The following is a 14,178-nucleotide window of genomic DNA, read 5'->3' as shown; positions in this document are numbered from 1 at the left end:
TCCAAACGCAATGCCCAATCTCCTAATAAACGAATCCAGCCCCTACCTCCTCCAGCACGCCGACAACCCCGTCGACTGGCACCCCTGGTCCGCCGACGCGCTCGAGCGCGCGAGGCGCGAGGACAAGCCCATCCTGCTGAGCATCGGCTACGCCGCGTGCCACTGGTGCCATGTCATGGCGCACGAGTCCTTCGAGGACGAAGCCACCGCGGCCCTGATGAACGAGCACTTCGTCAACATCAAGGTGGATCGTGAGGAGCGGCCCGATCTGGACAGCATCTACATGCAGGCCGTGCAGGCGATGACCGGGCACGGCGGCTGGCCGATGACTGTGTTCCTCACGCCCGAGGGCGAGCCGTTCTATGGCGGCACATACTTCTCGCCGACCGACCGGCACGGCATGCCGTCCTTCACCAAGGTGCTCGAGTCGGTCGCGCGCGCATACAGCGAGCACCGCGACGACGTGAACAGGAGCGCCGCGCAGCTCCGCCAGATCTACCAGCCTTCCCCGGCATCCGCCGGCGCGGGCGAGCTCACGGACCGGATGCTCGAGCTCGCGTACCGCAACATCGCCCAGCGGTACGACGCCGCACGCGGCGGCTTCGACTCGGCCCCGAAGTTTCCCCAGGCGATGGCGCTCGATTTTCTCCTGCGGCACGGGGCGCGGACGGACAGCCGCCACGCGACCGACATCGCGCTCAATTCGTTCCGCCGGATGGCGCGCGGCGGAATCTACGATCAGATCGGCGGCGGCTTTGCGCGCTACTCCGTGGACGACGAGTGGCTGGTGCCGCACTTCGAGAAGATGCTGTACGACAACGCGCTGCTCCTCCGCCTCGGCGTCCACCTGTGGCAGGCGACCGGCGACGAGGAAGTGAAGCGCGTGACGCTCGACACCATCACGTGGGTCGAGCGAGAGATGACATCGCCGGAAGGCGGCTTCTATTCCTCGCTGGACGCCGACAGCGAGGGACACGAGGGAAAGTTCTACGTCTGGAGCGAAGCGGAGCTCGATGGGCTCCTGGGCGACGACTCGGCGCTAATGAAGTCGTATCACGGCGTGACCCCCGGCGGAAACTTCGAGGGAGCGAACATTCTGTTCGTGGCCTCGGAGCCCGCCGTTTTCGCGGCGCGACTCGGCGCGACGGCGACCGAACTGGCCGAGGCGATCGAGGGCGCGAAGACGATGCTGTATGAAGCGCGCTCGCGCCGTGTCTGGCCGGGCCGCGACGAGAAGATTCTCGCGGGATGGAACGGTCTCATGCTGCGCGCGGTAGCGGAGGCCGCCCGCGCCTTCGATAACGAGCGGTTCCGCGCGATGGCGTTGAAAAACGCCGCGCTGCTGCATCGAGAGATGGTTCGCGACGGGCGGGTGCTGCGCTCCCGCAAGGACGGCGTCAGCCGCATCCCGGGCTTTCTGGAGGATCACGCCGCGGTCGCACTCGGCTTCATCTCCGTTTACGAGCTGACGTTCGACGAGCAGTGGATCGACCGGGCGCTGGAGATCTCCGCCGCGATCACCGGCCAATTCTGGGACGAGGAGTCCCGCGTGTTCTTCGACACGGCCCGCGACGCCGAGAAGCTGATCACGCGTCCGCGCGACGTCGCCGACAACGCAGTGCCGGCGGGCAGCTCGCTCGCCGCGGAGCTTTGCCTCCGCATCTCCGAGCTGACGAGCGACGAGACATATCGCAAGCGCGCCGAGCGCGTCCTCCGCCCGCTCGCCACGTCCATGAGCAGGCACGCGATAGCGTTCGGGCACTTGCTGGGCGTCGCCGACATGCTGGCGCGCGGCGGCGTGCAGGTCGCCATCGCCGGCGATCCGGCCGGCGACGATTTCAGGCAGCTCGTGCGCGCTGCCGCGGGCACGTACGTGCCCGCGCTGGTTCTCGCCGGTGGCGATCCGGCCCGGGCGGGCAAAGTGGCACTGCTGCGTGGACGGGATGCCGCGGGAGGGGCCACGGCGTACGTCTGCCGCGGCTTTACCTGCAACCTTCCGACGCGGGATCCGGCGCAGCTGACGGAGCAGCTCCGGGACGCGGCCCGCGCCCCTGTCCCGACTCCGTCGGGCGGGTAGCTTTAGCTCCCCGGGACTCGCGCCACCGGGCGCGCCCGCTTCCACGGAGAGATCATGGACCAACCGCGCTGGATCCCGCAGGTGTACGGCTACACGGTGTGTCTCATCGCCGTCATCACCATACTCATCTCGCTGAACAGCGTCGTGAACAACGTGTTCGAGTTCGCGGAGCCGGAGATGTCCCGGGAGGTCACCGGTGAGTTCGGCGGGCGCTCGCTCGAGGCCTGCAGGCAGCGCTGGATGCGCACCAGCAGCTCGATTCGTCCTGACGCTCCGTCCGCCGCCGCCCCCGACATTCCCGCGGACAGCGTGCTCATGGCGCTCTGTGCCGAAGAACGCGCGGAGCGCATCGCCGCCGTGCGCCACCGGGCGCTGCGCTCGCTGGTGACGTCGACGTTGATGCTGCTGGTGGCCGGCGTGCTGTTCGCGGTGCACTGGCGTTGGCTGCGCGGCTCCCGCACAGCGATGGCGTGACGTCCGCGGCTGAGCGTGAGACACGCGCCGCGCCCGCTCCGGGCGGGCGCGCGTCTTTCGGAAGCGGGCTGTTCGCGGGAGCCGTGCACGACGAGCTGCTCTTCCCGTATCCGGACCCGTTGGACGTCCGCGATCCGGGAGAAGCGGAGACCGTCAGGCGTCTAGTCGACAGACTGCGGGAGTTGCGCGCTGATCTCATAGATCCGGCGAAGTTCGACGAGGAAGAGACGATCGGCGATGACGTCGTCGCTGCGCTCGCGGACTCCGGCTTTCTCGCGCTCACGATTCCACGCGAGTACGGTGGCCTCGGCCTTTCCGCCACCGCGTACGCGCGCGTCTTCGAGGCGATCTCGCTCGCCGACGCGTCGACGGCTGTCCTCGTCGGCGTGCACTGCGGACTGGGATCGAAGGCAATCGTTCTCTACGGCACGGAGGAGCAGAAGCGCCGTTATCTCCCCCCGCTCGCGCGGGGAGAGATGCTGGCCGCGTACGCGTTGACCGAGCCCGAGATCGGGTCCGACGCGCAGCACATCCGCTCGAGCGCGCGGCTCGCCACGGACGGCTCCGAGTGGATTCTCGACGGCCACAAGATCTGGATTGGCAACGCGCACAAGGCCGGTGTGATCGTCACCTTCGCGCAGACTCCGGTACGGCGAAAGGGCCTCACCGAGCAACGCCCGACGGCGTTCATCATCCGGCCCGACATGCCGGGCTTCGAGATCATCGGGACCGTCCGCAAGCTGGGAGTACGCGGCTCGACGCAAGCCGAGCTGATATACAGGGACATGCGGGTTCCCGCGGATCACGTGTTGGGCAGCGTCGGCCGGGGCTTCAGCGTCGCGGTGAACGTGCTCAACGCCGGCCGCCTCACTCTGCTCGCCGGCTGCACCGGCGGCGCCAAGGGAGCGCTCGGCGAGATGGCGCGGTACGCCGAGCAGCGCGAGCAGTTCGGCCACCCGCTCGCGCACTTCGAGATCACGCAGCGGAAGATGTCGCAGCTCGCCTCCGAGATTTACGCCGCGGACGCCATGTTCGGTATCCTCGCGTCGCTCGCCGACCGTCCCGACGCCGAGAGCTCGCTGGAGTCGGCGTGCGCGAAGGTGTTCGCCAGCGACCTGGTGTGGCGCGCCACCGACGAGTTGGTGCAGGTCGCGGGCGGCCGCGGCTACGTGAAGCCGTACCCCTACGAGCGGATGCTGCGCGCGACTCGCGCATCAACCGGATCTTCGAGGGCGCCAACGAAGTGCTGCGGCTGTTCATCGCCCTGAACGGAGTGGAGGGACCGGCCGGCCGGCTCAAGGAGCTGGGAGTCGCGCTCAAGCGGCCGATGCGCAACCTCGGTCTATTGAGCGGCTACGCCGCCGCCCGCGTACGCGGCGCGCTCGGCGCGACCTCCACGCTCGACGTCGATCTCCATCCGCGCCTCGCGGACGACAAGCGCTACTTCGAGAAGCACGTCGCCGAGCTAAAGTCCGCCGCCGAGCGCGCCATCATGCGGCACAAGACGGAGCTGCTCGACCGGCAGCTCTTGCTCGAGCGGCTCGCCAACATGGCGATCGAGCTGTTCGGCAGAGCCGCGACCATCTCCCGCACGCAGCGGCTGCTCGCGGATGGAGACGAGACGAGCCACGCCGAGGTGCTCGCGCTGTGCGACCTGTTCTGCGTGCTGTCTGGCCGCCGCTTCCGCGCCGCGCGCAACGCCCTGGACAACAGCGAGGACGCGGTGGACGACGCGCGCCGTACCGCAGCCGCGGCCGTGCGCGCGTCGGGAGGCTACTTCGTCACGGACTCGATACTCGACACACCAGAGATGTGAGCAGCAGACGGCTCCCGATCGTCCGGAGGGCCGTGTTAGCGAAGCGTAGGCCCGCCGGACGATTGGGAGCCGTCTGCTGCCGGTCGAGCTAGGTGAAGTCGAGCGCCAGGTCCAGCGAAGGTGCGGAGTGCGTGAGCGCGCCGACCGAGATCCAATCCACGCCGGTCATGGCGATCGCCCGAACGTTGGTCAGGTTGATTCCGCCGGACGCCTCGACGATGGCGCGCCCGTCCACCAGCTCCACGCAGCGCCGGATCTCGTCGACCTTCATGTTGTCGAGCAGAACGATGTCCGCGCCGGCCTCGACGGCCGCGCGCACCTGAGCGATCCTGTCGCACTCGACTTCGACCTTGGTGCCGCGCGGCGCGAGCTCGCGCGTCCGCCGAATCGCCAGCTCCAGATCTCCATCGAGGGCGCGGAGGTGATTGTCCTTGATCAGGATCGCGGTGGAGAGGTCCAGCCGGTGATTGGTGCCGCCGCCCGCGCGCACCGCGTATTTCTCCAGACTCCGCCAGCCGGGAGTCGTCTTTCTCGTGTCCAGTATCTTCGCGCCCGTGCCGTGCACCGCCGCGACGAACTTGGCGGTGAGCGTCGCTATCCCCGACAGGCGCTGGAGAAAGTTCAGCGCGACGCGCTCGGCCGACAGCAGTCCACGCGCGCTGCCGCTCAGCACGACGAAAACGGATCCGGGAGCCACCTTGCGTCCGTCCTCGCCATCGACCCGTACCGTGACCCGCGGATTCAGCTGCCGGAACGCTTCGACGGCAAGCGGCAGCCCCGCGATCACGCCCGCCTTCCTGGCGACCAGGCGGCAGTGCGCCCGCCGGTCCGACACCACCGTCGCGATCGTCGTTATGTCGTCGAACGCGCCGTCCTCCTCCAGCGCGGCACGCACGAGCTTGGTCGTCTCCCGCCGGTTGAGGGGAAACATCACCCCCTCATCGGGTCTCGTGATCTTCCTACGCTGCGGCTGGCTGCGGCGCGGTGGGCTCATGCCGGATCAGCCGCGCAAGAGTCGTGCGCCGATTATTCGCCCGGATCCGGGGACGTCGGCACCGGCGACAGGGCCGTCTGTCCGCCGATCGCGATCATGCGCTCAATCGCCTTGCGCGCGCGCGCGGCTACGTGGGGCGGCACCGTGATCTCGTGCTGCATCTCCTGCAGCGCCAGAAACACCTTCGGCAGCGTCGTGACCTTCATGTACGCGCACACCGCCCGCTCGTTCGCCGCGAAGAATGTCTTGGTCGGATTCTCCCGCCGCAGCCGGTACAGAATTCCGACCTCGGTCGCGACGATGAACTCGTCCACCGGCGATTGCGACGGCCGGCGGATCATCCCTTCGGTCGAGAGTATCTGCATTCCCTCGGGGCTGACCGCGCCGGCCGACACCGCCTCGACGACGCTCGACGCGCAGCCGCACTCGGGGTGAATCAGAAATTCGGCGCCGGGGTGCGCCGCCCGCGTGAGGTTGATGTGCTCGGGGTCGATCCCCGCGTGCACGTGGCATTCGCCCATCCAGACGTGGATGTTCTCGCGTCCCGACACCCGCCGCACGTGCGCTCCCAGAAACATGTCCGGCAGGAAGAGGATGTCCTTTTCCGCGGGGATGGAGTTGATCACCTCCACCGCGTTGCCAGACGTGCAACAGTAATCGCTCTCCGCCTTCACTTCGGCGGACGTGTTGACGTACGACACAACCACCGCGCCCGGATGCTCCGCCTTCCACGCGCGCAGCTGCTCGGCGTCGATGCTCGCCGCGAGCGAGCACCCCGCGGCGAGATCCGGCAGCAGCACCGTCTTGTCCGGCGACAGTATCTTGGCCGTCTCGGCCATGAAGTGCACGCCGCAGAACACGATCACATCGGCTTCGGTTCGCGCGGCCTCGCGGCTCAGCCCCAGCGAGTCGCCGACGTAATCGGCTACGTCCTGGACTTCGGAGCGCTCGTAGTTGTGCGCAAGTATCACCGCGTTCCGGGCGCGCGCGAGCTCCTTGATCTCCGCCTGCAGCGCCGCGACGTCCTGCTCCGCAATCACTACCATATGATGTGCTTCCCCCGCCACTTCTGCTTGGGCCGGGGGAAGTCGCTGCGGAAATGGCCGCCGCGCGATTCTCTTCTCTGCATCGCCGCCCCCGCTATCAGTCGTCCCGTCGCGATCAGGTTGGCCTCCTCGGTGGCTCCGGCAGGCAGCCGTGACTCGATCGCGTCGAGCGTCTCGAGACATTTCTTCAATCCCCGGCCGGACCGGTAGATTCCCGCCTTCTCCCACATCACCCGCCGCACGTCGTCGGCCGCCACCTGCGCGGCGCCGCGATCGCGAAGCTGCGGAGCCTTCCAGTCCGACTTCCTCGGCACCCGGCTCAATCGCTCCGTCTTTATCATATCGCGCGCGACGCGTTCGGCGAATACCAACCCCTCCAGCAGCGAGTTGGAGGCCAGCCGGTTGGCCCCGTGCACGCCCGTGCTGGACACCTCGCCGCACGCATACAGCCGCGGCAGGCTGGAGCAGCCGGCGAGATCGGTGACGATCCCGCCCATCATGTAATGCGCGGCCGGAGTCACCGGAATGAGCTCGTCGCGCGGGTCGATGCCCCGCGCGTGACAGAGAGCGAAGATGCCGGGGAAGCGATTCTCGAACGACTTTCCGAGGCGGCGCGCGTCGAGCCAGACCCTGCTCCCCTCCGATTGCTGCAGGAAGATCTCGCGCGCCACTATGTCGCGCGGCGCCAGCTCAGCCAGGCGATGCCGCCGCGTCATGAACCGCTGGCCCTTGTCGTTGACCAGTGTCGCGCCTTCGCCGCGCACGGCTTCCGAGATCAGCGAGAGTGGGTTCTCCGGCGTGTCGAGCGCCGTCGGGTGGAACTGCACGAACTCCATGTCGGCCAGCTTCACCCCCGCGCGCCGCGCGATCGCGTAGCCGTCGCCCGTCGCGACGACCGGATTGGTCGTATACCGGAAGACCTGGCCGCAGCCGCCGGTCGCCAGCACCGTTACGTCGGCGATGATCTCGACGGGCCGTCCCGCCAGGGTCGCCCTAACTCCCGCGCACACTCCCGCGTGCACGATCAGGTCGAGCACTCGCGTCTTCTCGAGCACTTCTATCTGCGGGCTGTTCTGGACGCGGTCGATCAGCGTTCGTACGACTTCGGCGCCCGTCTGGTCGCCGTGAGCGTGCACGATCCGGTGGCGCGAATGGGCGGCTTCCTTCCCGAGCCGGAGCTTTCCGGTCGGGCCGACGTCGAAGTCTGCGCCCGCGACTTGCAGCTCACGCACGCGCTCGGGGCCCTCGGCCACGAGCACGTCCACCGCGCGCGCGTCGCACAGCGCCGCTCCGGCCGCGAGCGTGTCCTTGCGGTGAAGCTTGGTGGAGTCCCCGGCGCCGAGCGCGGCGGCAATCCCGCCCTGGGCGTACGCGGTCGCGCTGTCGAACAGGGACCGCTTGGTGAGAACCATCACTTCGCCGCCGTCCACTTCGCTGGCCCGCCACGCGGCGTGCAGCCCGGCCACGCCGCTGCCGACCACGAGAAAGCGCGTTCTGATCCGGTCGACGGGCATGCTGGAATCTACAGCGCGTGTGGTCGTCAACTGCGGGGATCAGGGCGACCAGGGGCGCGCGCGTGTGGTATCCCGGGGCCTGAGGAGCGTACGCACGGCAGGGCTCTCCTCAGCGGCGTGTTAGCGAGCGCTGTTTGCGAGCGTAGCCGCAGAGGAGAGCCCTGTCGGACGTACGCTCCGCGCCCGGAGACCCGCGCCCACGGGCCCCGCGCGCACTTGCTCCCCGCCGTTACGCGCACGAAACTTACCCACCCATGCGCAAGCTTCTGATCACCGTCGCGGGCCTGCTCGCCGTCCACGCCGCGTTCCTGGTGCTCAGCCCGCGCGGTACCGAAGCGGTCGCCGACGCCGGCGCGACCAGGGTCGGGATCGTACTCGACGTCGGCGGACGCGGCGACAAGTCGTTCAACGACGGCGCGTACGAGGGCGCCGACAGCGCCATTAAACAGCTCGGCGCCGACGTGCGATTCATCGAGCCCGGCGAGGGCGCCGACCGCGAGGCGGGGCTGCGCCTGCTCGCCGCCGAAAGGATGGACCTGATCATGGGAATCGGGTTCATCTTCACCGACGATCTCATCGTGTTGTCGCGGGAATACCCCGACAGCCGATTCGCCGGAGTCGACTTCGCGGTCGCCACCGACGCAGCCGGGAACGTCATTCCGCCGCCGCCCAACGTCGCCGCGCTCAAGTTCCGCGAGGAAGAAGGATCGTTTCTCGTCGGCGCGCTCGCGGCACTCGTGGGCAACTCCAAGCGGGTCGGGTTCATCGGCGGAATGGACATTCCGCTCATCCACAAGTTCGAGGCCGGCTATCGCGCGGGCGTGAAGCACGTCTGTCCGGATTGCACGGTGATCGCGCAGTACGCCGGCGTCACCCCGGACGCGTTCGCGAATCCCGGCCGCGGTAAGGAGCTCGCGCTCGCGCAGTACCAGTCCGGCGTCAACGTCATCTTCCACGCGTCGGGCGCGACCGGCGGAGGATTGTTCGAGGCCGCGCGCGCAACGGGCAAGCTCGCGATCGGCGTAGATGCCGATCAATCGGCCGAAGCACCGGGAAGAGTGCTGACCTCGATGATCAAAGGGGTGAACGCGGCGGTGTACGACGCCATCGCGCGCGTCGAGAACGGAACCTTCAAGGGCGGCGTGTACTCCTTCGGCCTCGCCGAGGGCGGCGTTGGCTACGTGTATGACGAGAACAACCGCGCGCTCATTCCCGACGCGCCGCGCCGGCGCGTGGAGCAGCTCAAGGCCGACATCATCGCGGGCAGGATCAAGGTGCCGTCCACGCGATGAGCGCGCATCCGATCAGGATGGCCGCGATCGACAAGTCGTTCGGTCCCGTCCGCGCCAACCGCGCCGCTTCGCTCGACGTCGCGCCGGGAGAGATCCACGCGCTGGTCGGTGAGAACGGCGCGGGCAAGTCCACCCTCATGAAGATCCTCGGCGGGCTGATCAAGCCCGACGCCGGCACGGTGGAAGTGAACGGCCGCGACGTCACGGCGTGGTCCACCACGGACGCGATCGCCGCGGGCGTCGGAGTCGTGCACCAGCATTTCATGCTCGTGCCCACGCTGACGGTCGCCGAGAACGTCGTGCTGGGGACCGAGCCGAGACGGGGCGTGATGTTCGATCGAGCGCGCGCACTCGCCGACGTGACCGCGCTGATCCAGAGGACTGGACTCATCGTTCCCGCGGACCGGCGGGTCGCGGAGCTGTCGGTGGGCGAAGCGCAGCGCGTCGAGATCCTCAAGACCCTGTATCGCGGCGCGAAGATTCTCATTCTCGACGAGCCGACCGCTGTCCTGTCTCCGCCGGACGTGCAAGAGCTGTGGACCGTCCTCCGAAAGCTGCGCGACGAAGGCGGCACGATCGTGCTGATCACGCACCGCCTGGATGAAGTCATCGACATCTCCGAGACGGTCACGGTCATGCGCGCCGGCGCGACAGTCGGGCGCATGAAGACGTCCGAGACGACGCCAGCCGAGATCGCCAAGGCGATGGTCGGACGCGACGTCGTGCTCTCCGCGCCTATTCGCGAAGCGATCGGGGAAGCGGCCGCCACGACCGAGCACGCGATCGCGCCTACGGGTGCCCCGGTGCTCGAGGTCACTGATCTCGCCGTGAATGACTCGCGCCGCGTGCGCGTCGTGGACGGCATCACGTTCGCCATCCGTCCGGGCGAGATCCTCGGCATCGCCGGCGTCGAAGGGAACGGGCAGACCGAGCTCGTCGAAGCGATCGCGGGCCTCCGCGACATTCTCGGCGGGTCCATCTCGGTCTCCGGCCGCGACATCACCCATGCGACGGTGAAAGAGCGACGCGAGGCCGGCATAGCGCACGTGCCTGAAGACCGGCACAGGCGCGGGCTCATCCTCGAGTACTCGATCGCGGAGAACCTGGTGCTCGGCGCGCAGGAGGAGTTTTCACGATACGGCTCGCTCGACAGCTCCCGGATCGAGGAGCATGCGCGGGAGCAGATCGGCAAGTTCGACGTCCGACCGCCAAACCCGGCACCGGCGGCGCGGACGCTGTCGGGCGGAAACCAGCAAAAGGTCGTTATCGCAAGAGAGATGGGACGATCGTTCACTGTGCTGCTCGCGGCGCAGCCCACGCGTGGTGTGGACGTCGGGGCGATCGAGTTCATCCATCGGCAGATCCGGGAAGCGCGCGACGCCGGCAAGGCGATCCTGCTCGTGTCCGCGGAGCTGAACGAAGTCCTGGCGTTGTCCGACAAGGTCGCCGTGATGTACCGCGGCAGGTTCGCGGTCACGCTCCCGGCGTACGAGGCGACGCCCGAAGTGCTCGGCCCCTACATGACCGGCGGCGGAAGCCGCGACGCGGCATGAGCGAGTCCTTGCTCCGTCGCGCCGAGGAGGCGCTGCTTCCGCCGATCGTCGCGCTACTCGTCGCCCTCATCCTCGGCGACATCCTGATCCTGCTCTTTCACGAGTCGCCCGCGCACGTGTACGGCCGCATGATCGAGGGAGCGTGGGGAAACCCGTACGGCTTCGCGCAGGTGTTGTACAAGACGACGACACTGACGTTCGCGGGGCTCGCGATCGCGCTGGCGCTGCGCGCCGGGCTGTTCAACATCGGCGCGGAAGGACAGCTCGCGGCCGGCGCGTTCGGTGCCGCGCTAATGGGGATCATCTTGCCGGCCGGTACGCCGGGAGTGCTGGCGGTTCCGCTCTGTCTGCTCGCCGCCGCCGCCGCGGGATTGTTGGCCGGCGGAGTTCCCGGAGTCCTCAAGACGAAGTTCGGGGCGCACGAAGTGATCGTGACGATCATGCTGAACTTCATCATTCTGGCGCTGCTCAACTGGCTGCTCGTCGAGCACTTCCGCGTCGAGGAGACGCTGCACACGGCGGAGATCAACGCCGGCGCGGTGCCGAGGCTCAGCGAGTTCATCCCCGGCTTCCACGGGTCCGCGGCCAACGTCACGTTCCTGTTCGCGATGGCCGCCGCGGTGTGGTGCTGGTGGTACCTGTTCCGCACGCCGGGCGGCTACGCGCTGCGCGCGACCGGGCTCCAGGCGGAAGCCGCCGAGTACAGCGGCATCCGCGTCGGCCGCGTGTGGATCAAGGCGATGGCGCTCGGCGGCATGCTCGCCGCGCTCGGCGGCACCAACTTCGTACTCGGCTACAAGCACTATTACGAGGACGGCTTCACCGGCGGATCGGGCTTCCTCGCGATCGCCGTCGCCATCGTCGGCCGCAACCATCCCTTCGGCGTCGTGCTGGCGGCGTTCTTCTTCGCGACGCTGTCGCAGGGCGGGCTCGCGATTCACGCGCTGGTGCCCAAGCAGATGGTCGAGGTGCTCCAGGGAATCGTGATCCTCGCCATGGCGGCAGCCGTTCCCGAAGTGCAGCGAGCGTTGCGCGGAGTGCGAAGCGCGCGGGGAGCAACGACTTGAACCCGTTCGATTTCATCACGCAGACGCTGCGGATCGCCGTGCCGTACCTGTTCGCTGCCAGCGGCGGACTGGTCGCCGAGCGCGCGGGGATCGTGAGTCTCACTCTCGAGGGATTCATGCTGAGCGGCGCGTTCACCGCGACGCTCGGCAGCTATTACTCTGGCAGTCCGGTGATCGGCGTGCTCGCGGGAGCGGCGGGTGGATTGCTGTTCGGACTGCTCCACGGGATCGCCACCGTTCGCTTCCGCGCCGATCAGGTGGTATCGGGAATCGCGGTCAACCTGCTCGTGATCGGCCTGACGCAGGTGATTCTGATGCTGCTGTTCGACAGCTCGTCGAACTCGCCGCGCGTGGAAGGGTTCCAGGCGGGGCTGTCGGGCTTCGGCGACCCGCTGGTGTGGCTGGGGCTCGCGTCGGTGCCGGTGGTCGCCTTTCTATTGTATAGGACGCCGTTCGGCCTTCGGGTGCAGGCTGCGGGCGAGCATCCGGAAGCGGCCGCGAGCGTCGGGATCAACGTCCGATTCATCCGCTACGTAGCGGTGGCCATATCCGGTGTGCTCGCGGGTCTCGGCGGCGTGTATCTCGCGCTCGATCAGCACCAGTTCACCAACAACATGACCGCGGGCCGCGGCTTCATCGCGATCGCCGCCGTGATCTTCGGCCGCTGGGATCCGTGGCGCGCGGGCGCCGCGTGCCTGCTCTTCGCCGCCGCGGAGACCACGCAGATCCAGCTCCAGGGCGTCGCCGGGATTCCGTCGCAGTTCATCGGAATGATCCCGTACCTCCTCACGATCGTCGCGCTCGCCGGCCTCGTCGGCCGCGCCGTCGCCCCCGCCGCGCTGGGGCGCGCGGAGGACTGATCAGTCATGACCAGGCTTTCCGCCGTGCCCGCGCGCTGGCGCGCGGGCTATCGCGGCCCGTGCTGAGTGAGGCGCTCGGTGCTCGCAGGGACAATCGCTCCCGCAGGGCGCGTCTTAGCGAGCGACGCGCGAAGCGCGGAGCTAGCGTAGCGCCCGAAGGGAGCGATTGTCCCTGAGACGCACGAGCGCCGACCCGCACCAATGAGCCAGACAGTTCGCGGCCGTTTCACCGGAGCTACGCGCGGAAAGCTGTTCATACTGATCGTCACGAACTTCGTGGACATGGTGGGATTGCTGATGATCCTGCCATTGCTCCCGTACTACGCCGACGAGCTCGGCGGCGGCGGGATGGAAGTCGCGCTACTAGTGTCGTCGTTCACGGCCGCGCAGCTGATCAGCGCTCCGCTGTGGGGTCGCTTCTCCGACAAGCACGGACGGAAACCGGCATTGCTCGTGGGGCTCGCGTCCGCCGCCATCGCCTACGTCGTGTTCGCGTTCGCCACGTCGCTGTGGCTATTGCTGCTCTCGCGCATCGTGCAAGGCGCCGGCGGCGGGACCGTCGGCGTAATTCAGGCGTACGTCGCCGATTCGACCGAGCCGCAAAATCGCGCGAAGGCGCTGGGCTGGCTTTCCGCGGCGACGAACCTCGGCGTCGCGCTGGGCCCGCCGCTCGGCTCCGCCGCGCTGCTGCTCGGCCGACCGGGCCCGGGACTCGTGGCCGCGACGCTGTGCGTGCTGAACATCGCTTTCGCCGCGCGTTTTCTCAAAGAGTCGCGCGACATGACCGAGGCGTTTGTGAAGCGGCCTGGCGCGTCGCGGCATGCGATCATTCGGGTCATCACGCATTCCGGCGAGCCCGTTCCGCGGCTTATCTGGATTTACGCAATCGCGATGGGCGCGTTCTCCGGAATGACCGCGATCCTCGCGCTCTTTCTGCTGCACGAGTGGGCGGTCGGCCCGGACAAGATCTGGATGGTGTTCACGTACCTCGGCGTGATCTCCGTGATCACGCGCGCGGGAATACTCGGAACGCTCGTGGATCGGTTCGGCGAGGTGCGGCTGTCGCGTATCGGCCTGGTGTTGCTCGCGATCGGACTCGGCTCGATTCCATTCGCGGGACATTACCTGTTGCTCGCGCTCGCGATCGCGCTCGTGCCCCTCGGGACGGCGTTCACGTTCCCGTGCGTGACGTCGCTGCTCTCGAGGTTGATTCCGAGCAACGAGCGCGGGTTGTACATGGGGGTGCAGCAAACGTTCGGGGGCCTGGCGCGCGTCATCGTCCCGTTGTGGGCCGGTTTTGCCTACGACCAGCTCGGCCACGGCGTGCCGTTTTACACCTCCGCCATATTGATCGGTGGAACGATCTTTCTCGGCTTGGGCATCGACGCCGGCGGCGGGAAGCAAGTCGCCGGCTCGCCCGCGGCCGAGCCGGTCGCGTGAGACCGCGCCCCGGCTCTTTTTAGCAACGGGATCGGCCGATGAATT

At 68.1% G+C, this 14,178-nt stretch carries 12 protein-coding genes; 9 read left to right on the top strand and 3 right to left on the bottom strand.

Features of this window, described 5'->3' with window-relative positions; translation table 11 throughout:
• The first annotated feature begins 10 nt into the window (after positions 1 to 10).
• From WEA80_07365 to WEA80_07350, 4 genes are read left to right on the top strand one after another with little or no spacing between them, the layout of a single operon-like run.
• Positions 11 to 2,077 (top strand): thioredoxin domain-containing protein, encoded by a 2,067-nt coding sequence (locus WEA80_07365; GenBank protein ID MEX1186392.1) that lies wholly within the window; start codon positions 11 to 13, stop codon positions 2,075 to 2,077.
• A 54-nt stretch (positions 2,078 to 2,131) separates the two neighbouring features.
• Positions 2,132 to 2,551 carry a hypothetical protein gene (locus WEA80_07360; GenBank protein MEX1186391.1) on the top strand — a complete coding sequence of 140 codons (420 nt, stop codon included), beginning with the start codon at positions 2,132 to 2,134 and terminating at the stop codon, positions 2,549 to 2,551.
• On the top strand, positions 2,548 to 3,819 hold the full coding sequence (locus WEA80_07355) for an acyl-CoA dehydrogenase family protein (GenBank protein MEX1186390.1): 1,272 nt from the start codon (positions 2,548 to 2,550) through the stop codon (positions 3,817 to 3,819). The genes WEA80_07360 and WEA80_07355 overlap by 4 nt, the downstream gene beginning before the upstream one ends.
• Positions 3,795 to 4,367 (top strand): hypothetical protein, encoded by a 573-nt coding sequence (locus WEA80_07350; protein MEX1186389.1) that lies wholly within the window; start codon positions 3,795 to 3,797, stop codon positions 4,365 to 4,367. The genes WEA80_07355 and WEA80_07350 overlap by 25 nt, the downstream gene beginning before the upstream one ends.
• Positions 4,368 to 4,455: 88 nt before the next feature.
• Here the strand turns inward: WEA80_07350 and nadC are convergent, their stop codons facing one another.
• The 3 genes from nadC to WEA80_07335 form a co-directional block, all read right to left on the bottom strand.
• Positions 4,456 to 5,298 (bottom strand): carboxylating nicotinate-nucleotide diphosphorylase, encoded by an 843-nt coding sequence (nadC, locus tag WEA80_07345; GenBank protein ID MEX1186388.1) that lies wholly within the window; start codon positions 5,296 to 5,298, stop codon positions 4,456 to 4,458.
• A gap of 95 nt (positions 5,299 to 5,393) precedes the next feature.
• Entirely contained in the window at positions 5,394 to 6,407 is a 1,014-nt protein-coding gene (gene nadA / locus WEA80_07340) for a quinolinate synthase NadA (GenBank protein ID MEX1186387.1), read from the bottom strand.
• Positions 6,401 to 7,921 carry an L-aspartate oxidase gene (locus WEA80_07335; GenBank protein ID MEX1186386.1) on the bottom strand — a complete coding sequence of 507 codons (1,521 nt, stop codon included), beginning with the start codon at positions 7,919 to 7,921 and terminating at the stop codon, positions 6,401 to 6,403. Before WEA80_07335 ends, nadA begins: the two co-directional genes overlap by 7 nt.
• A 254-nt stretch (positions 7,922 to 8,175) precedes the next feature.
• On the opposite strand from WEA80_07335, the gene WEA80_07330 reads away from it, so the two are divergent.
• From WEA80_07330 to WEA80_07310, 5 genes are all read left to right on the top strand, one after another.
• Positions 8,176 to 9,213 carry a BMP family ABC transporter substrate-binding protein gene (locus WEA80_07330; protein ID MEX1186385.1) on the top strand — a complete coding sequence of 346 codons (1,038 nt, stop codon included), beginning with the start codon at positions 8,176 to 8,178 and terminating at the stop codon, positions 9,211 to 9,213.
• A complete protein-coding gene (locus tag WEA80_07325; protein ID MEX1186384.1) occupies positions 9,210 to 10,766 on the top strand; it encodes an ABC transporter ATP-binding protein in 1,557 nt (518 codons plus the stop codon). The genes WEA80_07330 and WEA80_07325 overlap by 4 nt, the downstream gene beginning before the upstream one ends.
• Positions 10,763 to 11,833: an ABC transporter permease gene (locus WEA80_07320; protein ID MEX1186383.1), complete on the top strand. Its 1,071-nt coding sequence runs from the start codon at positions 10,763 to 10,765 to the stop codon at positions 11,831 to 11,833. The genes WEA80_07325 and WEA80_07320 overlap by 4 nt, the downstream gene beginning before the upstream one ends.
• Positions 11,830 to 12,693 carry an ABC transporter permease gene (locus tag WEA80_07315; GenBank protein ID MEX1186382.1) on the top strand — a complete coding sequence of 288 codons (864 nt, stop codon included), beginning with the start codon at positions 11,830 to 11,832 and terminating at the stop codon, positions 12,691 to 12,693. The genes WEA80_07320 and WEA80_07315 overlap by 4 nt, the downstream gene beginning before the upstream one ends.
• Before the next feature lie 201 nt (positions 12,694 to 12,894).
• Positions 12,895 to 14,133 carry an MFS transporter gene (locus tag WEA80_07310; GenBank protein MEX1186381.1) on the top strand — a complete coding sequence of 413 codons (1,239 nt, stop codon included), beginning with the start codon at positions 12,895 to 12,897 and terminating at the stop codon, positions 14,131 to 14,133.
• Positions 14,134 to 14,178: the final 45 nt, after the last annotated feature.

The organism is Gemmatimonadaceae bacterium (assembly GCA_040882285.1).
Taxonomy (GTDB): Bacteria; Gemmatimonadota; Gemmatimonadetes; order Gemmatimonadales; family Gemmatimonadaceae; genus JACDCY01.
This window is presented reverse-complemented; position numbering and strand designations above follow the sequence as displayed.